General features: G+C 69.8%; 21 protein-coding genes. 12 read left to right on the top strand and 9 right to left on the bottom strand.

Annotation, left to right across the window (positions count from 1 at the left end):
• The first annotated feature begins 78 nt into the window (after positions 1-78).
• Positions 79-945 (top strand): branched-chain amino acid aminotransferase, encoded by an 867-nt coding sequence (locus Q8S38_RS11720; RefSeq protein WP_305680610.1) that lies wholly within the window; start codon positions 79-81, stop codon positions 943-945.
• A 5-nt stretch (positions 946-950) separates the two neighbouring features.
• On the top strand, positions 951-1,931 hold the full coding sequence (locus Q8S38_RS11715) for an NAD(P)H-dependent flavin oxidoreductase (RefSeq protein ID WP_305680609.1): 981 nt from the start codon (positions 951-953) through the stop codon (positions 1,929-1,931).
• 167 nt (positions 1,932-2,098) lie between these two features.
• Here Q8S38_RS11715 and murJ read toward each other — a convergent pair whose 3' ends face one another.
• Positions 2,099-3,625: a murein biosynthesis integral membrane protein MurJ gene (gene murJ, locus Q8S38_RS11710; protein WP_305680608.1), complete on the bottom strand. Its 1,527-nt coding sequence runs from the start codon at positions 3,623-3,625 to the stop codon at positions 2,099-2,101.
• 212 nt (positions 3,626-3,837) lie between these two features.
• A complete protein-coding gene (locus Q8S38_RS11705; protein ID WP_305680607.1) occupies positions 3,838-4,863 on the bottom strand; it encodes a glycosyltransferase family 2 protein in 1,026 nt (341 codons plus the stop codon).
• 141 nt (positions 4,864-5,004) lie between these two features.
• Here Q8S38_RS11705 and Q8S38_RS11700 point away from each other — a divergent pair, with 141 nt between their 5' ends.
• Together Q8S38_RS11700 and Q8S38_RS11695 are read left to right on the top strand one after the other, a co-directional pair.
• Positions 5,005-5,832, top strand: a complete 828-nt coding sequence (locus Q8S38_RS11700) for a ChbG/HpnK family deacetylase (RefSeq protein ID WP_305680606.1) — start codon at positions 5,005-5,007, stop codon at positions 5,830-5,832.
• Positions 5,833-5,937: 105 nt separating this feature from the next.
• Positions 5,938-7,632 carry a methyl-accepting chemotaxis protein gene (locus Q8S38_RS11695; RefSeq protein WP_305680605.1) on the top strand — a complete coding sequence of 565 codons (1,695 nt, stop codon included), beginning with the start codon at positions 5,938-5,940 and terminating at the stop codon, positions 7,630-7,632.
• A gap of 93 nt (positions 7,633-7,725) precedes the next feature.
• On the opposite strand, the gene Q8S38_RS11690 is transcribed toward Q8S38_RS11695, so the two are convergent.
• On the bottom strand, positions 7,726-8,328 hold the full coding sequence (locus tag Q8S38_RS11690) for a superoxide dismutase (protein ID WP_305680604.1): 603 nt from the start codon (positions 8,326-8,328) through the stop codon (positions 7,726-7,728).
• Positions 8,329-8,657: 329 nt separating this feature from the next.
• On the opposite strand from Q8S38_RS11690, the gene Q8S38_RS11685 reads away from it, so the two are divergent.
• Positions 8,658-10,172 (top strand): hypothetical protein, encoded by a 1,515-nt coding sequence (locus tag Q8S38_RS11685; protein ID WP_305680603.1) that lies wholly within the window; start codon positions 8,658-8,660, stop codon positions 10,170-10,172.
• A gap of 8 nt (positions 10,173-10,180) precedes the next feature.
• On the opposite strand, the gene Q8S38_RS11680 is transcribed toward Q8S38_RS11685, so the two are convergent.
• A complete protein-coding gene (locus tag Q8S38_RS11680; protein WP_305680602.1) occupies positions 10,181-12,358 on the bottom strand; it encodes a S9 family peptidase in 2,178 nt (725 codons plus the stop codon).
• Positions 12,359-12,698: 340 nt separating this feature from the next.
• Between Q8S38_RS11680 and Q8S38_RS11675 the strand changes: the two genes are divergently transcribed.
• From Q8S38_RS11675 to Q8S38_RS11665, 3 genes are all read left to right on the top strand, one after another.
• Positions 12,699-13,115 (top strand): Ros/MucR family transcriptional regulator, encoded by a 417-nt coding sequence (locus tag Q8S38_RS11675; protein ID WP_305680601.1) that lies wholly within the window; start codon positions 12,699-12,701, stop codon positions 13,113-13,115.
• Positions 13,116-13,299: 184 nt separating this feature from the next.
• Positions 13,300-13,671, top strand: coding sequence for a helix-turn-helix domain-containing protein (locus Q8S38_RS11670; protein WP_305680600.1), 372 nt, complete (start codon positions 13,300-13,302; stop codon positions 13,669-13,671).
• Positions 13,668-14,489, top strand: a complete 822-nt coding sequence (locus Q8S38_RS11665) for a DUF6456 domain-containing protein (protein WP_305680599.1) — start codon at positions 13,668-13,670, stop codon at positions 14,487-14,489. Before Q8S38_RS11670 ends, Q8S38_RS11665 begins: the two co-directional genes overlap by 4 nt.
• Positions 14,490-14,498: 9 nt before the next feature.
• Here Q8S38_RS11665 and Q8S38_RS11660 read toward each other — a convergent pair whose 3' ends face one another.
• Positions 14,499-14,927, bottom strand: coding sequence for a SufE family protein (locus tag Q8S38_RS11660; RefSeq protein ID WP_305680598.1), 429 nt, complete (start codon positions 14,925-14,927; stop codon positions 14,499-14,501).
• 124 nt (positions 14,928-15,051) lie between these two features.
• Positions 15,052-15,348 carry a hypothetical protein gene (locus tag Q8S38_RS11655; RefSeq protein WP_305680597.1) on the bottom strand — a complete coding sequence of 99 codons (297 nt, stop codon included), beginning with the start codon at positions 15,346-15,348 and terminating at the stop codon, positions 15,052-15,054.
• 357 nt (positions 15,349-15,705) lie between these two features.
• Between Q8S38_RS11655 and Q8S38_RS11650 the strand changes: the two genes are divergently transcribed.
• The 3 genes from Q8S38_RS11650 to Q8S38_RS11640 are packed head-to-tail and all read left to right on the top strand — an operon-like array spanning position 15,706 to position 18,445.
• Positions 15,706-17,475, top strand: coding sequence for a sensor histidine kinase (locus Q8S38_RS11650; protein WP_305680596.1), 1,770 nt, complete (start codon positions 15,706-15,708; stop codon positions 17,473-17,475).
• A 15-nt stretch (positions 17,476-17,490) separates the two neighbouring features.
• Entirely contained in the window at positions 17,491-18,087 is a 597-nt protein-coding gene (locus Q8S38_RS11645; RefSeq protein ID WP_305680595.1) for a hypothetical protein, read from the top strand.
• Between the two features lie 22 nt (positions 18,088-18,109).
• Entirely contained in the window at positions 18,110-18,445 is a 336-nt protein-coding gene (locus tag Q8S38_RS11640; RefSeq protein WP_305680594.1) for a DUF1491 family protein, read from the top strand.
• 23 nt (positions 18,446-18,468) lie between these two features.
• Here the strand turns inward: Q8S38_RS11640 and Q8S38_RS11635 are convergent, their stop codons facing one another.
• Positions 18,469-19,602 (bottom strand): hypothetical protein, encoded by a 1,134-nt coding sequence (locus tag Q8S38_RS11635; protein ID WP_305680593.1) that lies wholly within the window; start codon positions 19,600-19,602, stop codon positions 18,469-18,471.
• Between the two features lie 379 nt (positions 19,603-19,981).
• On the opposite strand from Q8S38_RS11635, the gene Q8S38_RS11630 reads away from it, so the two are divergent.
• The gene (locus Q8S38_RS11630; RefSeq protein WP_305680592.1) at positions 19,982-20,785 is read left to right on the top strand and encodes a hypothetical protein; all 804 of its coding nucleotides are present in this window, start codon (positions 19,982-19,984) and stop codon (positions 20,783-20,785) included.
• A gap of 18 nt (positions 20,786-20,803) precedes the next feature.
• Here the strand turns inward: Q8S38_RS11630 and Q8S38_RS11625 are convergent, their stop codons facing one another.
• Together Q8S38_RS11625 and Q8S38_RS11620 are read right to left on the bottom strand one after the other, a co-directional pair.
• The gene (locus tag Q8S38_RS11625) at positions 20,804-21,457 is read right to left on the bottom strand and encodes a DUF1254 domain-containing protein (RefSeq protein ID WP_305680591.1); all 654 of its coding nucleotides are present in this window, start codon (positions 21,455-21,457) and stop codon (positions 20,804-20,806) included.
• Positions 21,454-22,029, bottom strand: a complete 576-nt coding sequence (locus Q8S38_RS11620) for a DUF1214 domain-containing protein (protein WP_305680590.1) — start codon at positions 22,027-22,029, stop codon at positions 21,454-21,456. Before Q8S38_RS11620 ends, Q8S38_RS11625 begins: the two co-directional genes overlap by 4 nt.
• Positions 22,030-22,062: the final 33 nt, after the last annotated feature.

Raw genomic sequence — 22,062 nt, 5'->3', positions numbered from 1 at the left:
GTGCGGGGCTGCATGTTGACGAAGGAAGGCCCGGGGCAGACGGTGCGCGCCACGTCGATTGTACAGCAGGAGCGCCTGATGGCCTGGTATTCGCAGACTTGGACATGGTTCGAGGGAGAGTGGCACGAGGGCAACCCGCCGATCATGGGGCCGCGCAGCCACGCGACCTGGCAGGGCTCCTCGGTCTTCGACGGCGCCCGCTATTTCGACGGCGTCGCGCCTGATCTCGCTTTGCACGCTGCCCGCGTAAACCGCTCCGCCACCGCGCTCGGCCTGAAGCCGACGGAAACCGCCGAGACGATCATCGCCAAGGCGCATGAGGGCATCAGGAAGTTCGGCGGCGGGACGGCCCTCTACATCAAGCCGATGTACTGGGCCGAGGCCGACGGCGTCTCGACCATCATCCCGGACGAGGATTCGACGCGCTTCTGCCTGTGCCTGTTCGAGGCGCCAATGGGCCTGCCCGCGAACGGTCTTTCGGTGACGCAAGGCGTTTTCCGCCGCCCGACGGTCGAGACGGCCCCGACGGACGCCAAGGCCGGCTGCCTCTACCCGAACAACGCCCGCACGCTGCGCGCCGCCAAGGCCGCCGGCTTCGACAACGCGCTGGTGCTCGACATGCTCGGCAACGTCGCGGAGACCGCGACCTCCAACATCTTCCTCGCCAAGGACGGCGTGGTGAAGACGCCCATCCCCAATGGCACTTTCCTGAACGGCATCACCCGCCAGCGCGTCATCGGTCTGCTGCGCCAGGATGGCGTCACGGTCGAGGAAGCCAGCCTGCGCTACAGCGATTTCGAACAGGCCGACGAGATCTTCTCCTCGGGCAACTACTCGAAGGTCGTGCCGGTGGGCCGCATCGACAGCCGCCAGCTCCAGCCCGGCCCGCTCTACACCAGGGCCCGCGAGCTCTACATGGACTTCGCCAAGAGCGCGAAGGTCTGAGGACCATGGCGCGCCTCGTCACCAGGTTGACGCGGCAACTGGGCATCGAGCACCCCGTCCTGTCGGCGCCGATGGCGCTGGCGGCGGGCGGGGCGCTCGCGGCGGCCGTGACGCGGGCCGGGGGGCTGGGCCTGATCGGCGGCGGCTATGGCGATGGGGCCTGGCTCGAACAGGAGTTCGGGCAGGCCGGCAACACCCGCATCGGCTGCGGCTTCATCACCTGGTCGCTGGCGAAACAGCCGGATCTGCTGACGGCGGCGCTCGCGCATCGTCCTGCGGCGCTGATGCTCTCCTTCGGCGATCCCGCCCCCTTCGCCGCCGAGATCGCGGCGGCTGACATCCCGCTGATCTGCCAGTGCCAGTCGCTCGACCATGTCCGCCAGGCGCTTGATGCGGGTGCCGCGATCATCGTCGCGCAGGGCGGCGAGGCGGGCGGCCATGGCCACCGCCGTGCGACGCTGCCCTTCGTGCCGGAGGTCGCCGATCTGCTGGCGCGCCAGAGCCCCGAGACGCTGCTGCTCGCGGCGGGCGGCATCGCCGATGGCCGCGGGCTCGCGGCCTCGCTGATGCTGGGCGCCGACGGCGTGCTGGTCGGCACCCGCTTCTGGGCGAGCCGCGAGGCGCTGGTCCATGCCAGGCAGCAGGAGGCGGCCCTGGCGGCCACCGGCGACGGCACGGTTCGGACCTCGCTGCCCGACATCGCCCGCCGGCTCGACTGGCCAAAACCCTTCGACATCCGTGTGGCCGCCAATGCCTTCACCGCACGCTGGGCCGGCCGCGACGAGGCGCTGAAGGCGGCGATCGAGCAGGAGGCACCGGCCTATCGCGACGCCTTCGCGGCCGGCGATCCCGACAACGCCGCCGTCATCGTCGGCGAGGCGGTGGGTCTGGTCGCCGACGTGCCGGGGGCCGGCGAGATCGTCGCGCGCATGGTCGACGAGGCGGCGGTGCTGCTGGGCAAGCGGGCGCGGGGCCTGCTGGGTTGATGATAACTTCACTCGGAAACACAGCCGTCATCCTGGGCGACCGCAGGTCGACCCGGGATCCATCACAGGGCTCGTCGGTGCCCTATGATGGATCTCGGAGCTGCGCCGCTTCGCGGCTTGTCCAGGATGACGCCGTGTTTTCGAGCGACATCATCGTGATCTGAGCCCTACCGCAACAGCCGCAGCGTCCCTGTGGCCTTGAGCCCAGCGGCCAGAACGACGCCGTAAAGCGTCGCAGCCCCCAGGCCGACCAGCCCGAGCGCGACCAGCCGCGGCTGGAACGCCAGACCGGAAAGCGCTGCCAGGAGCGCTGGGGCGGCATAACGGGCCGCAAACCCCGCAAGGATCGCGGCCAGCACCGCGACGGCGATCAGCGTGCCCAGTCGCGGATCCGGCCGCGCCCAGCCGCGCCGGATGCCGAGCACGAACAGCGTCGCGACATTGATCCAGGCGCCGGCTGCGGTCGCCAACGCCAGGCCCGGCGCGCCGAAATCGCGCCACAACAAGAGCTTGAGCGCGACATTGGCCCCGATGGCGGCCAGCGACACCAGCATCGGCGTGGTGGTATCGCCACGCGCCTGGAAGGTCGAGAGCTGCGTGCGGATGAGCACAATCGCCGGCAGGCCCACCGCATAGGCCAGCAGCACAGCGCCCGCCGCCTGGCTCGCGGCTGCATCGAAGCGCCCGCGCTCGAACAGGGCCGAGACGATCAGCTCGGGGATGGCGAGGAAGGCCGCCGCGAAGGGCGCTGCCGCCACCACCGTCAGCGCGATGGCCCGGTTCTGCGCGCGGTCGGAGGCCGCCTCGTCGCCGGACGCGATCAGGCGGCTCATCGTCGGCAGCAGCACGGTGCCGACGCCGATCGCGATCACGCCGATCGGGAGCTGGTACAGCCGCTCGGCATAATACAGCGCCGCATAGGCGCCCGCCGGCAGCAGCGAGGCGATGATGGTGTCGGCGAAGAGCGCGATCTGCACGCCAGCCGAGCCGATGACGGCGGGCCCGAACGCCTTGAAGAAGCTCTTCACATCGGCGTCCAGCCGCGGTCGTGTCAGGGCGGCCGCAACGCCGGCGCGTCGTGCGGCGAAAGCCAGCAGCAGCCATTCCAGCACGCCGGCCGCCGCCATACCCCAGGCGGCGGCATAGGCGGCGTTCGGAAACAGGAAGGCAACGGCGAGCGCCGCGACGAGGCAGAGATTCATCAGGATCGGCGCCGCGGCTGCCGCCGCATAGCGATCGACCGCGTTGAGATTGGCCGAGAGCAGCGTCACCAGCGTGATGAAGAGCAGATAGGGAAAGGTGATCCGCGTCAGCGAAACCGCGAGATCGAAACGCAGCGGATCATTCGCGAAGCCCGGCGCCAGCAGGCGCACGATCTCCGGCATGAAGGGCAGAGCGATCGCCACCAGCCCGAGCTGCACGATCAGGTTCAGGCTGAAGACGCGGTTGGAGAACAGCGCCGCCGCTGCCTCGCCGCCCTGTTCGCGGATGCGCGCATAGGCGGGGATATAGGCCTGGTTGACCGCGCCCTCGCCGAAGATCGCCCTGAAATGGTTGGGCAGCCGCAGCGCGACCGAAAACGCGTCCATCATCGCGCCCGCGCCGAGAACGGCGGCCAGCACGATGTCGCGCACGAAGCCCGAAAGCCGCGAGAGCAGGGTGAAGCCGCCGACGGAGAGGATTTTGCGAAGCATCAGGGCGTGACGACTTTTCTCACAACCACCGCGCGGCCATCCCGGGCGGAGCGAAGCGGAGACCCGGGATCCATTCCGGAACCTTTGCGATCAGCGTTCCGGAATTGATCCCGGATCAGCGCGGCTTTGCCGCTTGTCCGGGATGACGGTGGGTGTCGGCAGGGACCGGCAATCAACGATGCCGCCTACATCCCAGATCGGAGCGCCAGCGTCTACCGGATCAGCGGCGGCAGCGCGTCGCCGCGCGGGTGGTCGACGGTGCGGGCGTCGAAACCGACGCGCTCGCCGATGAGATAGAGCGGCCGGCGCTTCACCTCCGCGAAGATGCGCCCGACATACTCGCCGATCATCCCCAGCGAGACGAGCTGGATGCCCGAGAAGAACATGATCGAGACGATCAGCGAGGGGAAGCCCGGCAGGTCGGTGCCGAAGAAAAGCGTGCGCAGCACGAAGAACAGCGCCGTCAGCGCCGCCATCAGCGCGATCATGACGCCGGCCCATGTCGCGATCTTGAGCGGCACGGTCGAGAAGGACGACAGCCCGTCGAAGGCGAAGGAGAACAGCGTGCGGTAGCGGAATTTCGAGACGCCGTGTTCGCGCTCGGCGACGTCGAAGGAGACCCCGGTCGAGCGGAAGCCGACCCAGGCATACAAGCCCTTCGAGAAGCGCGCCCGCTCCGGCAACGCCCGCAGCGCATCGACGACCTTGCGGTCGAGCAGGCGGAAATCGCCGGCCCCCTCCGGCAGCTCGGTCTCGCCGAAGCGGGCGAAGAGCCGGTAGAAGACCTTGGCGAAATTGCGCTTCAGCCGGGTTTCGCCGTCGCGGTCCGAGCGCTGGCCATAGATGTTGAGGTAGCCCTCGCGCCATTTCTCCAGGAAGAGCAGGATTGTCTCCGGCGGATGCTGCAGGTCGGCATCCATGATCACCACCGCGTCGCCCGAAGCGTGGTCGAGCCCCGCGGCGATGGCGATCTCCTTGCCGAAATTGCGACTGAACGAGACGGCGCTGACGCGCCGGTCCTGCGCCGCCAGCAGCCTCAGCACGGCCAGGGAGCCGTCGCGGCTGCCGTCGTCGACGCAGACCAGCTCCCAGGAGGTCACCGCGCCGTCGAGGACCTGCTTCAGGCGCTCGACCAGCAACGGCAGATTGTCCGCCTCGTTGTGGACGGGCACCACGATCGACAGTTCGGGCCGGCTGGCGGGCGCGCGCGGCGCGGCGGGGGCTGGCGTCTCGGACACGGACACATCGACCTCTCGGCAGCGCCGCGTGCGACATCCGTCCGGAGACCGGGACGGCGCCGGGATGACGCGGCCTGCATAGAACCGTAAAGCTGTCGCGCTTTTAGCGCATGACGCCTGAACAGAGGACAACAAACCGGGATGGCGAGCGGATTTGTTTTATGCGCCGACGACTTCGCCCTGACCGCGGGCGTCAGCCGCTCGATCCTGGCGCTGCTGGAGGCCGGCAAGCTCTCGGCGGCCGGCGCGATGACCAACCGGCCGCATTGGCCGGCCTTTGCGAGGGATTTCGGAGCGCTCGCCGACAAGGCCGATCTCGGCCTGCATCTCAACCTGACCTGCGCTGCGCCGCTGGGCGGGATGCCGCGGCTTGCGCCGGGCGGGGAACTGCCCGCATTGCGCGATCTGGCGCGGGCGGGCGCGACCTCGCCGACGGCACGGCGCGAGATCGCCGACGAGATCGCCCGCCAGCTCGACGCCTTCGAGGACAGGTTGGGGCGGGCGCCCGATTTCATCGACGGCCACCAGCACGTCCATGTCCTGCCAGGCGTCCGCCGCAGCCTGCTCGATGCGGTGACGCGCCGCTACGCCGCCGGCCGCGTCTATCTGCGCGACCCCGCCGATTCGGCGGCCGCGATCCGGGCGCGCGGCATCGCAATCGGCAAGGCTTTAACGATCGCGGCGCTGGCCCTGGGCTTCCGGCAGGCGGCCCTGCGCCGGGGCATCCCGGTCAATCGCGGCTTTGCGGGCGTCGCGCCGTTCGATCCGGCTCGGGATTTCGGGGCCGATCTGCAGCGCTTCCTGCTGCGTCCGGGCAGGGCCCATCTCGTGATGTGCCATCCCGGTTTCGTCGATGACGAGCTCGCCGGGCTCGATCCCGTGATTGCGACGCGGCCGGTCGAGCATGCCGCGCTGATGGCCTTCGCGCCGGTCGGATTGCCGATGGTTCGGTTCTCGCAGCTGCGCTGAGCGGCGCGCCGCGCAATCGATTCTTTACCAAACTCTGGCAGCTTGCCCGTGGACTTTGTTCGCGGCGGCGCTTCCGCCGAGACGGTTTCGGGGATATCGCGTGCCATGAGCTGGATGAAGCGAGCGGACAGGACAGATTCCGCTGCGCAGGCACTCCCGAGGTCCCGGACATGGGGCCGCTCGCTCGGCAGCAAGATCGCCGCTGCGGCTGTCGCGACCGTCGCGCTCGCCATCATGCTCGTGGTGTTTGCGGCCGCGCGCTACAACGACGCCAAGACGCGCGACGACCTCCAGCAGAAGATGAACTCGCTCGTGCTGATGGTCGTCAATGCGGCGCCGTCCCTGATCCTGGCGCGCGACACCAACACGCTGGGCTACATTCTGGCCTCGCTGCAGCGCGACCCCGATTTCGAGGCCGGTTTCGTCGCCGACGACCTGTCGGCGCTGGCGAGTTCCGGTCGCACCGAGGACGCGCGGCTGGCCATGACGCCGCGCACCGTCACCGCCCTGTTCGGCCGCGAGCCCTGGGAGATCTTGAAGGACGTCGCCTCTGCCCAGGTCGAGGACGCCACCTACATCACCAAGCTGCATGTCGTCCGCGTGGGGGGGCACCAGAAGCAGATCGGTTATGTCGCGCTGCGCTTCGACAAGTCCCGGCTGCTGGCGCGCGCCGGCTTCGAGCAGGCCGCCACCATCGCCTTCGGTGTGCTGATCCTGATGATTCTGGGGCCGCTGCTCTGGTTCTCTCTGTCGCGGACGATGAAGCCGCTCAAGAGCATGACCCGGGCCATCGTCAGCATCTCCGACGGCCAGCTCGACACGCCGATCGACGCGCTGACCCGCCATGACGAGATTGGCGCGATCGCCCATGCGCTCGGCATCCTCAAGCTGCGCCTGGCCGAGCGCGCCGCGCTGCAGGAAAAACAACATGTCACCGAGGCTGAACGCAGCCTGCACCAGCAGCGCGTCGACGAGGCGATCGGCCTGTTTCGCGGCGAGGTCGGCGTCGCGCTCGAAGCCTTCAAGAGCAATGCCGATCGCATGAGCGAGGCCTCCGACGGTCTCGCCCGCGTCGCGGCCGAATCCTCCGGCCGCGCCGCGCGGGCTGCCCACAATGCCCACGGCGCCTCCGGCAATGTCGAGAGCGCAGCGCAGGCCGCCGAAGAGATGGGCGCCGCGATCCGCGAGGTCGAATTCCAGATCCGCCGCGTCCGCACCGAAATCGTCGAGGCGGCTTCGATCTCGCGCGAGACTGCGACCTCCGTGCGCGCGCTCGACGAGACGGCTCGCGCGATCGGCGAGGTCGTCAACCTGATCCGCGACATCGCCGCCCAGACCAACCTGCTGGCGCTCAACGCTACCATCGAGGCGGCCCGCGCCGGGGATGCCGGTCGCGGCTTCGCGGTCGTCGCCTCGGAGGTCAAGAGCCTGGCCTCGCAGACGGCCGATGCGACGGACCGGATCGTCGCGCAGGTCGGCGCGATCCAGAGTGCGACCGGGCAGGTCGTCGGCTCGATCCAGAACATCGCGGAGCGCATGAGCGCGATCGAGAACTTCGCCAATTCGGTCGCGGTCTCGATCGAGCAGCAGGCGATCGCCACCGGCGAGATCGCGTCGGGCGTGGCGATGGCGTCGTCCTCGGCGCTGTCGGTGTCGAGCGATCTCAGCGTGCTCGCCGATTCGGTCGAGGAGACCGGCCGCTCGGCGGCGGAGGTCCGCGGAGCGGCCGGCGAAGTCGCGGCCCAGGCGCTGCGGCTGCGCTCGACAGTCGACCAGTTCCTCCACAGCGTCGCGGCTTGAAGCCTCGCGCAGCGTCGCGAAAGACGGCCATCGCACCATAAGAAAACGGGGCCGCGAGGCCCCGTTCATGTGTCAGGCGTCGACTGCGAAGGCTCAGGCCTTGGCGGCGGCGTCGTACATCTCGGCCACATACTCCCAGTTCACCAGGCTCTCGAGGAAGGCCTTGAGATAGTCGGGGCGGCGGTTGCGGTAATCGATGTAGTAGGAGTGCTCCCAGACGTCGCAGCCGAGGATGGGGGAGGCGCCGTTGACCAGCGGGCTCTCGCCATTGGGGGTCTTGGAGACGGCGATCTTGCCGCCCTTGACCTCAAGCCAGGCCCAGCCCGAGCCGAACTGGCCGACGCCGGCGGCGACGAAATCTTCCTTCATCTTCTCGACCGAACCGAAGGAGTCGACGATCGCCTTTTCCAGCGCGCCCGGAATGGCGCCGCCGCCATTGGGCTTCATCCACTTCCAGAAGTGAAGGTGGTTGTAGTGCTGGCCCGCATTGTTGAACACGGGGGCGTTCTTGCCGTGCGAGGTCTTGACGATCTCCTCGAGCGACTTGCCCTCGAATTCCGTGCCCTTGATCGCGTTGTTGCCGTTGGTGACGTAGGCGAGATGGTGCTTGTCGTGGTGGAACTCCAGCGTTTCCTTCGACATGAAGGGCTGCAGCGCATCATGGGCGTAGGGCAGGTCGGGAAGGGTGAAGGTCATCGGGGCCTCTCCTTGGGCTGGCAAAATCGCATGAATCGAGAATGGCTTGCCGCCGGGCGGCCTGGGCCGGGTGGGCCCGCAGGGAGCGCCCGCCATTCGCCTCGTTAGTTAAGCCTCCACCGGCCCCCCGGCAACCGCCGCGCCGGCGGAAGACGCATGTTGCAGCAAAGAATGCGCCTCACTGCCGCCCAAATCCTCGCCTCTAGCGGAACCGAATTCGAAACTCTCTCTTATTCAATACGTTAGATGATGGCAGAAGGGGTCGGCCGCTTCAGGTCGGTCGGCGGATTGCCTGAAGGGCCTTCGAGCCGGTTGCCAAGGACACGTCATTGATCATCATTTTCATCGTGCTCGGGCTGGGCTTCCTCGGCGGCGGCGTTGCGGCCATCGTCGATGGCGCGCCCTATATGGTGCTCGAGCGGGGCTTCACGCAGGTCATCATCGGCACGGTGGTGGCGGTGGCGGGCGTGGTCATGCTGGCGCTCTCGCGGGTGCTGCTCGAGATCAGGCGGCTGAAGGCCACGCTGTCGGGCGCCGCCGTGGCGATCTCCATGGCCTCCATGGCGGGCGGCCCTGTGGCGGAGACGGCTGCGCCACGAAGCGAGACGGGCCCCGACGGCAGCGACGCAAGGCCGCCGGCCGGCCTGCCTGCCGCTGCGTCCCTCGCCGGTGTGGGGGCGGCGCTGGCTGCGTCGCAGGCTTCGGCGGCTCCGACGCCTGAAGCCCGCGCCGAGGGAGCACCCGAAGCCCCGTCTCTCGACATCAAGGCCGAGGCGCCCGATCTCTTCGACGCCTATCTCGAACGGTCCTTCGCCCCTGCCGCCGAGCCCGAGGTTGTCGCGCAACCGGATGCGCGCGCGGCCGCAGTCGATGCGCCCGAGGCGGCCGAGCCGGACCGGCCGGTGGATCCCCCGCAACTGTCCGATTCCGCGCTGATCGCCGATGTCGACAGGGCGTTTGACTGGCCGCCCCTGCGCATCGTCGAAGCCGAGATCGCGACGCCCCTCGAGGCCTCGCCGCAGCCGGAGCCCGTCGATGAGCCGTCGGCGGACGCGGCGACCGAGCTGCCGCCGGCGCTGCCGGGCCCCGCCGACATCGACGATCCCTTGTCGTTCGACCGCCCACCCCCGTCCCCGAGCGAGGACGACGAGTTCGGCCGGCTGCGCGAAAGCCTGGCCGGTCTGGGCCTCGGCCCCGCTGTGATCGAGGGGCGAGCCGAGCCGTCTCTTGCAACGCCCGAGACCCTGGACAGGGCCGTTGAGCCGTCCGCGGCCGAGCAGGCCGACGATCTGGCTGCGGCGGCGAGCTGGATGCAGACGCCTGAGACGCGCAAGGCCCCCTGGTTCGACGAATCGTCGGGCCGCCCGGACATGGCGCCGATGCCCCTTTCCCCGGAGCCGGAGCGGCCGTCCTCTCCGGCCTCTCCGTCCTGGCCGGTGCTCGACGCCGCCGATCGCAGCGTGCCGTCCTGGCTTTCCCAGCCGCGAGATCTGCGGGGGGGCGCCCCGGATTTGGGCGCGGTTCGGCCGGTGCCGGAGGTGGAGGCCCCCAGGCCGGACGAGCCGATATCCGAGCCGGCGGCGCCTGAGACGTTCGCGTTCGAGGCTCCCGCGCCCGAATCTGTCGCGCCCGACTCTCCCGCCATCGAGGCTCCCGCCATCGACGACGCCCCGGCCGCTTCCGACGAGGGCATCGTCGGCGCCTATCAGGTCGGTGAAGCGCATTTCACCATCTTCGCCGATGGCTCGATCCAGGCCCGCACGCCCGATGGCGATTACAGCTTCGGCTCTATGGACGAGCTCAAGATCTACCTCGCCAGCGAGAAGAGCCGGCTCGGCACCTGACCGCTCGGTTAGTCCTTGCCGGCCTCCGGCCAGCCTTCGCCGACCGCCTGGATGGCGAAGGCATAGGCGAGCGCCGTCTCCTTCAGCGAGTCGAAGCGGCCGGCCGCGCCGCCATGGCCGGCCCCCATATTGGTGTGCAGCAGCACCGGCCCGCCGCCGGTCATCGTGGCGCGCAGGCGCGCCACCCATTTCGCCGGTTCCCAATAGGTCACGCGCGGATCGGTCAGCCCGGCCATGGCCAGGATCGGCGGATAGGCCTGAGCCTTGATGTTGTCATAGGGCGAATAGCTGCGGATCGTCTCGAAGGCGTCGATGTCGCGGATCGGGTCGCCCCATTCCGGCCATTCCGGCGGCGTCAGCGGCAGGGTGTCGTCGAGGATCGTGTTGAGCACGTCGACGAAGGGCACCTCCGCGACGATGCCGGCGAAGAGGTGGGGGGCCATGTTGGCCACCGCCCCCATCAGCATGCCGCCGGCGCTGCCGCCCTCCGCGACGATGCGGCCGCGCGCGGTGAAGCCGGCCTCGGCCAGCGTCTCGGCCGCCGCGATGAAATCGGTGAAGGTGTTGGTCTTCTTGTCGCGCTTGCCGTCGAGATACCAGCGCCGGCCCTTGTCGGTGCCGCCGCGGACATGGGCGATGGCGTAGACGAAGCCGCGATCGACCAGGCTGAGCGGGCGCGTCCGGAACGAGGCCGACATCGCCGAGCCATAGGAGCCATAGCCATAGAGCAGGCAGGGCGCCGAGCCGTCGAGGGGCGTGTCGGCGCGGTGTAGGATCGAGATCGGAACCTGCTCGCCATCCCCAGCGGTGGCGAAGATGCGGCGGACCCGGTAGGAGTCCGGATCATGGCCCGAGGGCACCTCCTGCCGCTTCAGCAGCACGCGCTCGCCCGTCGCCATATTGTAATCATAGGTTTCGGCCGGGCGTGCCATCGAGGCGTAGATAAAGCGCAAGGTGTCGGTGTCGAACTCGTAGCCCGCATCCATCCCCAGCCCATAGGCTTCCTCGGCGAAGGCGATGCGGCTTTCTGCGCCCGTCGCCAGATCGCGGATGACGATGCGCGGCAGGCCGTCCTCGCGCTCCAGCCGGATCAGGCGTCCCTTCAGGCAGAGATGGCTCAGGATCAGCCGGCCGGGTTGATGCGCGATCAGGTCGCGCCAGTTGGCGGGCGACGGGTCGGCCACCGGCGCGGCGGCGATCTTGAAGTCCTCGGCGCCGTCGGCATTGGTCAGGATCAGCAGATCGTCGCCATGATGCTCGACCTCGTATTCGAGACCCACCGCGCGCGCCGCCACGATGACGGGGCGCGAATCAGGCGCTTCCAGATCGACGAGCCGGATCTCCGAGGTTTCATGGTCGTTGATCGAGATCAGCAGGAAGCGGCCCGACTGGGTCTCGTCGATATCGACGAACATGCCGGCGTCCGCCTCCTCGTGCAGCAGCGTGTCCTCGTCGGGGCGCTCGCCGAGACGATGGCGCAGCACCTTGGACGGCCGGTGGTCGGCGTCGACGCCGACATAAAAGAACGACTGGCTGTCGGCCGCCCAGACGATGTCGCCGGTCGTGTCGGGGATGGCGTCGGGCCCATCCGCGCCGGTCGCCAGATCGCGCACGCGGATCGTGTAGAGCTCGGAGCCGGCCTCGTCGGCGCTCCAGGCGAGAAGGCGATGGTCGGGGCTGTGGGCGGTGTCGCCGAGGTCGAAGAACTCCTTGCCGTCGGAGAGCGCGTCGGCGTCGAGCATCACCGTCTCGCGGGCCTTGCCCTTGCTCGTGTCCGCGCCCGGCGCCGTCGTCCCCGGTCGCGGCTTGCGGCAGATCAGCGGGTGTTCGCCGCCCCTGCGGTAGCGCGCATAATACAGGAACGGCCCGTCCGGCTGCGGCACGCTCGCATCGTCTTCCTTGATGCGGCCGCGCATCTCCTTGACGAGATCGCGCTGCAGGGCGCGCGTCGGGACCAGCAGCGCCTTCGCATAGGCGTTCTCGGCATCGAGATGGCGGCGGATGTCGGCGGGCAGCGCCGCAGGTTCGCGCAGCACCTCTTTCCAGTTCGCGGCCCGCAGCCAGTCATAATCGTCTTGCAGGGTGACGTTGTGAACATGGGTCGTCTTGGTGCGAATCTCGGCGCGCGGCGCGGTGGCCTTGCGCGGTGGCCGCGTCCTGGCGCCGGAAACGGAGTTTGAGCGCATCGACGACATCCCCACCAAGCTTGGACCCAGACAGGTAGAGAGCAGCCCTGCAACTGGCAAGACCGCGGCGCCCGGGCCGGAGGCAGCCAAGCGACGCAGCCTGTTGCCATGAACATCTGGAACAGACGGAAACAATCGCAGAGGATAATCGTATTCGCAGCATCTCCATCACTTGCAGCGATGTAGGCCTTCGATTACATCGTCTGCAATGGTTCGCAGTTGATGCGTCCGAGTCGGTAGTGTTCGGATGCCGTTGATCAGGGCCGCGTCAGGCATCTATGCAGATAGTGCCGGCTGTAATCGTCGATTCTCACGGACTATCTCAGGGAGTGATGCCAACATGGCTGACAATGACGAATCGGATTTCATCGAGCTGACGGCGGATATCGTGTCCGCTTATGTTTCGAACAACTCGGTTCCCGCGTCCGATTTGCCTGCGCTGATCAGTGATGTTCACGCCGCGCTGGGCCGTGTCGTCAGCGGCGCCGCTCCGGTGATGCCGGCCGAGGCGCCCAAGCCGGCGATTCCGGTCAAGAAGTCGATCACGGCCGACTATCTGATCTGCCTCGAGGACGGCAAGAAGTTCAAATCGCTGAAGCGCCATCTGCGCACGCAGTACAACATGTCGCCCGAGCAGTACCGCGAGAAGTGGGGTCTGCCGCCGGATTATCCGATGGTGGCGCCCAATTACGCCGAGGCGCGCTCGCAGCTCGCCAAGAAGATGGGCCTGGGCCAGCAGCGCCGCAAGCGCCGCTGAGATCCTTGCGATCACTCTGGATTTCACAAAGGCCGCCGGCATTCCGGCGGCCTTTTTCCATGGGCTGCCCGGTGCCGCGGCGGGGATAGATGCGGCGCCAGACGCTCGCACTTGATATAGGAATATTTTCATGATCACATAGCGCCACGACGCCGCGACCGGCGTAGCGCTGAAGGAACAAGACATGAACATACGTCATCTCGACGGCGCCGATCCGCTGGACTGTGCCGCCTTGGCGAGGCTCGCCGAAATCGCTGTAGCTGCGACCTCGCATGTGTCCATTGGCGCCTTGCGGGCACGCCACCGCGGCGGCGCACCGGCGGCCCGGGCGCGTCAGACGGCGATGTATCTCGCTCATGTCGCCTTCGGGCTGACCTTCACCCGCGTCGGCATCTGCTTCGGGCGCGACCGCACGACCGTCCGCCATGCCTGCGCGCTGATCGAGGATCGCCGCGATGATCCCCGGCAGGAATTTGCGCTGACGGCGCTGGAGGCCAGCCTGCTCGCGCTGACGGGTTCGCTCGCAGCCGTCACGCATGGGGAGTGCCGCTCATGAGCCGGGCAGGGGAGAAAGCCGCTCGCACGGACGCCGCAACGGCGTCGCTGCGGCGCCATCTGGCCCAGCCCGGGGCCTTCGGCTGCCTGTCGCCGCTGGGCTGCGGACGGCTTGCGCTCTACCGCAGCAAGGGCGGAACGAGCCTCGGTGCGGGCTATGCGCCGATCGAGGCGGCAGAGGCGCTCGTCGCATCCGGCGGGGCGCAGTGGACCGGCGAGGGCCGCACCCGGCGTCTGCTCCCGCGCGATCCCGTCGGCAGGGTCACACGGTCCGTGGTCGAGGCCACGGTCATGGTCGATGGACGCGCGCAGAGCGTGATGCTGGACGAGCGGGAGAGCCCACTGCTCTGGTTGCACCGGCGGCCCGGCAAGGACGGCCAGCCGCAGATCTCGGCGCAGGAATTCGCAGCCGGCGAGCGGTTCCGCGCCGATCTCACCTTGGCCCGGATGATGCCGCGCATGACGATGAACTGGGATGCGTCGCTGGCGCCCGACGGGCGCGGCGCCGGCAGCCGCGGCTCGGCCTCGGCCTCGGACGCAGCCCTTGCGGCGCGCCAGCGCGTCCGGTTGGCCTGCGACCGGCTCGGGCCCGATCTGTCGGGCCTGGCGATCGATGTCTGCGGCTTCCTGAAGGGGCTCGATTCCGTCGAGCGCGAGCGCGGCTGGCCGGCGCGGTCCGCCAAGGTGGTGCTGCGGCTCGCGCTCAAGAGCCTCGCGACCCATTATGGCCTCGTGACGCCCCCCGCGAGCCGACGCCGCGACCAGGTCTGGCTGGCGGACGACGCCCGGGCGACGATCATGGCTGCGTCGGCGGGCTGAGACGCGCTGTCAGCCGGCAGCGGCCTGGCGCGCGTCGGCCTTGATCCGCTCGATCATCGAGCGCACGCCATTGGAGCGCTGCGGCGTCAGATGCGCCGCGAGCCCGAGCTTTTCGTAGATCGCGAAGGCGTCGGTTTCCAGGATCTCGGACGCGGTGCGGCCGGAATAGGTCGCCAGCGCCAGCGCCACCAGCCCGCGCACGATATGGGCGTCGCTGTCGCCGCGGAAATGCAGGAGCGTCTGGGGCCCCGGCCCGGCCTCGCGGCGCGCGTCGAGCCAGACCTGGCTGGCGCAGCCGCGCACCTTGTTGGTCTCGTTATGGGCCTCTTCCGGCAAGGGCTCGAGGCTCTTGCCGAGTTCGATCAGATAACGATAGCGGTCGTCCCACTCGTCGAGCAGGTCGAAATTCGCGATGATCTCGTCGAGTTTGGCGCTCATGTTCCGTCCGTGCGGCCCGCCGCGGGGCATGCTGCAGGCCAGCGTCGCAAACCGGCAGCGACAGCGTCTTCGGCGCGCCGGGCGTCGGCGTCAAGCGCGGGGCCGCCTGGCGCCCTGTGGCGTGTCAGCGCGTCGGGGGGCCGGCCGCAGCTACGAGCCCCTCGCCACGACCAGCGGCGGTCGCGGCCGTCATCGCCATCAGGCGCTGTCGCGTTTCGGGGTCGAGGCCGGCGAGGATCTGCGCCGCCTCGCGCGCCGCAGTCAGGCCCGACATCGCGCCATGGGCGTCGATCGTCGCCGCGGCCCGGCCCAGATTGCGCGCCGTCGCGACCGGGCCATGCTCCTCGGCCCGCTCGCCATGCACGGGCGAGTACGCCGCGATCACGCCGATCACCGCCAGGCTCCGCAGGATATAGGCCATCGGGGTCCCCACATCGAAAGAGGCTCTCACAGCCCCGTCCCGAAGCGATACTAGCCCGGGATCCGACAAAATCGCGTCATTCGCGATCCTCAAAGGCAATGGCCGATCTTCAGCTTCCGTTCACCCTGCTTCCAACATCGGCGCGCGGCGGTCCCGGGCCGGTGTCGATTCCCAAGTCTCTGTCATGAAACGATAAAAGGGCGCCGGCGAAGCCGTTCTGGGCGGACCGCCGGGGGCAGCCTTAAGCCCCGCTTAAACCGCCATGGCGACAGTGGCATGAAGCGGGCGAACCGTCCGCAAAGGTTAGGCGTTGCGTTGCTCATGAAGATGCAGGCGGTCAGGACACAGGTGGCGGCGATGGTGCACGCATCCGTGCTGCCCAGTTCGCTGGAACGCATGCGCCATGAGCGCTTCATCCTGACGCGTCTGCTGGTCGGCGCGGTCGCGCTCGGCCTCGCCCCGGCCTACATCGCCTGGCGCGGCACGCTCGGGGCGCTCGAAGCGGCGGTGATCGTGGCGGCTGCCCTCCCGCTGCTGGCGGTGGTGACGCTGTCGCGCAGCGGCCGGCTCGACATCGCGCATGGCATCTCGGCCGCCGCGCTCGCTCTCTTCATCGGCGCGCTGGCCGGCCTGACCGGCGGCGCGGCCTCGCCGCTCCTGCTCTGGCTCGCCGCGATCCCCGCCGAAGCGATGTTCTTCGGGGCGCGGCCCTATGTCGTGCGGGCGGGCATCATCGCCGCGGTCGCGCTGTTGGCCGTCGTCGCGCTCGACCATGCCGGCCTCTTCGCCGGGCAGGTCGCCTGGTCCGGGGAGATGATGCCGACCCTGGTCATGGTCGCCGTCCTGCAGGTGATGCTGGTCGCCGTCGGCTTCCTGCATCGCCGTCGTGAGGAGTTGCGGGAGCACCGCGCCTCCGACCAGCGCGCCCAGCTCCTGCTCGACCATGTCGGCGACCTCGTCACCTGGCATGATGCCAGCGGCGCCGTCGTCTTCGCCAACGAGGCTGCGCGCTCGCTGGCGGGTGCCGAGCCGCGCGACCTGCTCGGCCGTGGCCTGTTCGAGCGCGTGCATGTCGCCGACCGCCCGCTGTTCCTGAAGGCCCTGAGCGATGCCGCGCATGGCGCGGGAGCCGCGACTGCCTGTTTCCGCACGCTCTTTCTGGCCAGCGGCGAGCGCGACCAGCCGCAGCCGGTCTCGCTCTGGCTGGAAATGCAGGCCCACCGCATCGAGACCGCCGTCCCCGGCGACAGCGCGGCGGTCGTCTGCGTCATGCGCGACATCACCGCCAGGCGCGCCGTCGAGGCCGAACAGGCGCGCGACCATGCCGAGGCGGTCAAGGCGAGCGACATCAAGGGCCGCTTCCTGGCGACCGTCAGCCATGAGCTGCGCACGCCGTTGAACGCCATCATCGGCTTCTCCGAACTGCTGACGAGCGAGGCCCAGCCCTGGCTCGATGCGGACAAGCGGCTCGAATACGCGCAGATCATCCACGCCTCGGGGCATCACCTGCTCGAGGTCGTCAACACGCTGCTCGACATCTCCAAGATCGAGAGCGGCACGATGACGATCGACCAGGAGCCGCTCGACGTCTCAGAGCTGACGCGCGACTGCGCGGCGCTGATGGCACTGCGGGCGCAGGCGGGCGACATCGATCTGGAGCGCGTCGTCGGACCCGACCTGCCCACCGTGCTGGGCGACCGCCGGGCGCTGAAGCAGGTCATCATCAACCTGCTCTCCAACGCCATCAAGTTCACGCCGCCGGGCGGACGCGTCGTCCTCGCCATCGTCCGCGACGGCGACATGATCGACCTCTCGGTTTCCGACACCGGCATCGGCATCGCCGCCCCGGACCTGCCGCGGCTCGGCGACCCGTTCTTCCAGGCCAAGGGCTCCTATGACCGCGCCTATGAGGGCACGGGCCTGGGACTTTCGGTGGTGCGCGGCCTCGTGGGCCTGCATGGCGGACGCCTCACCATCGAGAGCGCGCCGGGCGTGGGAACGCGCGTCGCCGTGCGCCTGCCGGTCGCCGGCGCGGCGGAGACGTCCCAGCCCGCCCGGATCGCGACCTTCGCCCGCGCCCCGCGCCGCGGCTTCGAAACCAAGATACCCTTTCGTCTGACCGCCTGAACACGAGCCCTTCGCATGTCAACGATCGCCGCCCGCTCCCATTCCAGCGTCTCGCTGTCTGCGCCGCTCAAGCGCGCCCAGCCCCATCCGCGTCGCGGCGCGAGCTGGCTCGGCCGCATGACGAAACTCGCCCTGCGCCGCCCCGGCCGGGCCTTCGTGCTGCTCGTCTTCGCGGGCATTTCGGCCGCCATCCTCGCCAATGCCCTGTTCCTGCAGAAGGCGCGCCACCCCGCGCCGATGGTCTCGGCGCCCTCGCAGACGCCGCCGGCTCGCCAGCCGGAACGCCAGGCCGAGCGCCGTGTCGAGCCGCCGGCTGCGGTGGCTCCCGCCGCCGCGATGACGAGCACGGCCGCGGCGCCGTTGCCGCCCTCGCGCCCCGTCGATCTGTCGCAGCAGGCGCGCGAGACCGTGGCCCGGCCGCCGGCTGCGGTCACGAATGTACCGCGCACCGCGGCTGCGCCGGCTCCGACGCCGGCTCCGGCCGCGCGCGCCGCCGCGCCGCGCGATCCGATCGCCGATCTGATCAACGGTGCCGATATGCGTCCGCCCGCCGACATCCGCGGCGTCGCCCAGGCGAAGCCGGCCGCGCCGCGCCGCAGCGCGGAAAACTGAGACGGCGAAGGAAGCGGCGCCGATGGCGCGTCTGACCAGCGATTTCTGGGTTTCGGCCTATCTGCGCCAGGCGGCGCATGACGGGCTCGTGGCCGTGCTGCGGCGCCGGGGCGCCGCCGAGGCCGGTGCGATCTTCGTCAAGCTCGATCGGCTCGACCGCACGGCGGCGCTGTATGGCCCGGCGCCCCAGTCGATGGCGCAGGATGACGGCGTACGCCGCTTCCAGCTCGTCCTCGACAGCGATCCCGGCAGCGTCGAGGAGCGCGTCGCGCGCGAACTGCGCTTCGATTCCGACCTCTGGCTGGTCGAGATCGAGAACCGCCAGGGCGACCCCAAACTCGACCTCTTCGCCGAATAGGCGCGTCGCTTCGTCCTGGACGATCAGCCCTGGTCGCGCTTCAGGCCGAGCTTGCGCAGGATGTCGCCGGCCGTGCCGACCGTCTCGCCGCGGGCGGTGCCGGTGCGGGCGGGCGTGCCGCTCGGGTCCATCGCCGGCTGATGCTGTCCCCTGCGCGCGGCTGCGGGCATCGGCGTGCCGCTGACCTGCATGACCAGCCGCAGCGCCACGCTCGGCCGGACGCTGCGCATCAGCGCAACGACGGCGAAGATCCGCTCGACCGAATGGGCCGCCTCGTCGCCGAGCCTGATCAGGAAGCGCGTCGCATCCTCGACGCTGGCGCCGGCCGCCGCCAGGCTGAGCGCGGCGAGATCGCGCGCATGGTCGGTGGCGATGGCCGCAGCCAGGGTGGGCCCGCCGCCGAGATGGGTCGCGAGCGCCAGGAACGCGCTGTCGCGATCCTGGGCCGCCAGGGCGAGCCAATCGGCAAACGCCTCGCGCGATACGGGCGGGCGGCGCTCGGCCGGGCCCAGCGAGTCCAGCGCCGCCAGCGAATCGAGCATCGCCATGCGCCGATCGGCCCCGGCGAACAGGAACAGGGGGGCGAGATCGCTGCTGGCGAGGTCGCGGCGCGCCAGCAGCGGCGGCGCATAGCCGGCATCGGCACGGGCGCGGGAGAGCAGCAGATCGAGCGAGGCCCGGGGCAGGGTGGCGGCCATGTTGGCCATCACCGCGAAGTCGATCGCGCGGTCGGCGCGTTCGATCAGAATGAGGATGGCGGTGGCGCTGAGGTCGGGCCGGCTGGCCAGCGCGGCCGCCAGCGCGATGTCCGAGTGTCCGGCGAAATCCTCCATCTCGGCGGGCGTCAGCGGCAGGCCGTGATGAATCAGGGCGGCGAGCGCCGCCCCGCCACGGGCCCGCAGCGCCATCAGGGCCTGCGCCGGCGCATGCCGCCAGCCGGCGATCTTGCGGGCGAGGATCACGGCCGTGGCCTCGTCGATGCTGGGCACCAGCGTCGCGGCCATCTCCCCGAAGGCGGCGAGATCGTCCGGCGCCGGGTGCGGCGTCGACATCAGCAGGTCGGCCTTCACCCGCAGCGAGACCTGGCTGAGATCGAGCCCGCCATCGCGTGCAAGGCGGGCCAGATGGGCGAGTTCGGCTGAAATCCGCGACGGCATGAGACACTCGGCTGTGATTCTAAGGCGCAGGCCAGCGTAATCCCCGAGGCTTTAAGAGGGCGTTAACCATGTGTGGGCCTGATGCGGGACGGAGAGCGATCTCCCGCGACCGAAACGCAGGCGCCAAGACATGGAGGCGCATTATGGCCGTCGTCATCCCGCTTGCGCCCCGCCGCAGGGCGCAACCCGCCGAAGCCTCCGCCCTTCCCAGGACGGAGCCGGCGACGATTCTGTTCTTCACCGGGGTTCGCTACGAGCGGCAGGGGGACCCGGGCGTCGTCGCCGAGGCCCCGTCGCCGCGCCGGCCGCGTGTGCAGCCCCCATCTGCGACGAGCCGCCCGAAACGCCCCAGGAAGGCGACGCACGCCAGGCAGCCGGCGTGATGTCGCGCCTGGCGGGTCTGGACCGCGCCGGGTTGCGGCGGGCGGCCGCAATGGTCGTCGCCCTCGCCGCGGGGGCCTGCACGGGCGATCTCGGCCGGCCGCGCCAGGATATCTTCAGCCAGGTCATCGCGCCGCAGGCCGGCTTCTGGTCGGCCACCTTCCGCGGCGAGGCCGCCTCGCATTTCCGCTTCACCGACGACGAGGAGCAACTGCGCGACCGCGCCTGGCGCTTCATCATGCCCAGCCATGAGCGCAGCGTCTTCCAGGCCCGCATCTCCGACCTCGCGCATGCCAGGGTCCTGCCGGCGCAGATGCAGCCAGGCTCGGTCTCCGACTATTTCAGCGCGCTGACGGCGGGCTCCTACGCTTCGCAGGCCTCGCGCTATGCGCGCCTGGCGGAGGACGCCAATGCCGACCGGCTGCTGATCGGCCCCTTCCGCGCCAATGCGATGCGCGTGGTCTCGGCCGACCGGGTGCGGATGCGGACGGCCGAAGGTTCGCCACAGGTCGCGCCGAGCCAGATCGAGCCGGCCTTCGCCCGCGTCGTCGAAAACGAGGGGCTCATCCTCTGGGTCTGCGAGCGCGTCGGTTTCCGGATCGAGAGCTATCGCTATGCGCTCGCCAATCTCGTCGTCCAGATGCCCTCGCGCGAGGCGATCCGCGCCGAACGCGCCATCATGGCGCTCGAGGCGGAAGCCGGGCCTCTGTGCAAGATGTCGCTGATCGGCGCCTTCGGCGGCGGCGCGCAGACGCCCGCTGACGGCGGGTCTCCCCAGCCACCGGCTGTCTACAAGGGCTGAAGTTCAGTCAAGGAGAGCTCAGTCGGCCAGGCCGCAGGCGACGCCGCCGGCCAGCGCCTCGGCATCGGCCCGGTCGGACGGGAGGCGCATCAGGACACGCACCACGATCAGCCCCTGGACGCTGTCGGAGACGATACGCAATTCGCGGGCGGCCTCGCCCTCTTCGTCGCCGGCGATGCGCTCGTCGCGCTGCTCGGCGGTCATCACCACAAATTCGATGACCCCGCGGACCGCGGCGCGATCGGTGATCGCATAGACCACGCCGCCGCCGCTCCGGTGAAGGGTCAGGCCCAGCGGCAGGCTCCCCGCCCGCGCGATGACCCGCATCGGCCCGGCCGTGAGATCATAGCTGCAAACGGCCGTCACCACCGCCGGGTCCGCCTCGCGGGGCAGGGGGAGGCCACGCTCGTCGGCCGCCGCGATCAATTCGGCGCGGCCGTCCTGGCCGAGCGCGCGATAGGCGTGGGCGGCGTCGCCGACGGACAGGGTCGGGATCAGCAGGATCGTCACGATATGGACGATGCCCGCGAGCACGAGCCCGGCCGCCGTCGCCAGCAGCAGGCGGCTCACCGCCGCGCCGAAGCGTGCGCCGCGCGGCAGCGCCCGTCTCGCCGTCGCGCTCGACGCGATGGTCCGCGCCCCGGAGGCGAGGTCCTGATCGGCGGCGCTCATGGGCAGTCCAGCCGCTCGATCCGCGGCAGGCTTTCCGGCCTGGTTTCGCCGGCCTGGGTGGCGATGGGCGTGTCGTAGAGCCGCAGGCGCAGCTGGAAGCGCCCGCTCGTCGGCAGCGGCAGCCAGTCGCCGGCCTGCGGCCAGGATGCGGCGGCGATGCGCAGTGTGCCGCTCTCGTCACGCAGGACCTCGGCATCGGTGAAGCCGCTGCGGTCGAGCGGCAGCCGGAAGGCGCGGCCATCGCCGTCGGTGACGCTGAGCGTCCAGCCACGGGTCGTCGGAACCAGCCCGCTCAGGAGATAGCGGCAGCGCCCGTCGAGGGCACGGCCCTGGTCGTCATGCTCGGCGATCAGTTCCAGGCCTTCGCCCGCGCCCAGCGGCAGATGCACGCCTCTGGCGAGATAGGCGCGCAGATAGGGGTCGATCTCGCGCCCGCCGCTGCGTGGCCAGGTCTTCCAGGCGCCGATCTCGACCATGCCGAGCAGGGGCCGTCCGGCGACGGCGTAATGCGCCGAGGTCAGCCCCAGCCCCGCACCGAGCGCGATCAGATAGGCGAGATGGAAAACGCGCACGATCCTGCTTTCGAAAGCGGCCCGTATCAGGCG

The sequence above is a fragment of the Allobosea sp. genome (assembly GCF_030695125.1).
Taxonomy (GTDB): Bacteria; Pseudomonadota; Alphaproteobacteria; order Rhizobiales; family Beijerinckiaceae; genus Allobosea.
Note: the sequence above shows the minus strand (reverse complement) of the source record. Positions and strands in the feature narration are given on the sequence as shown.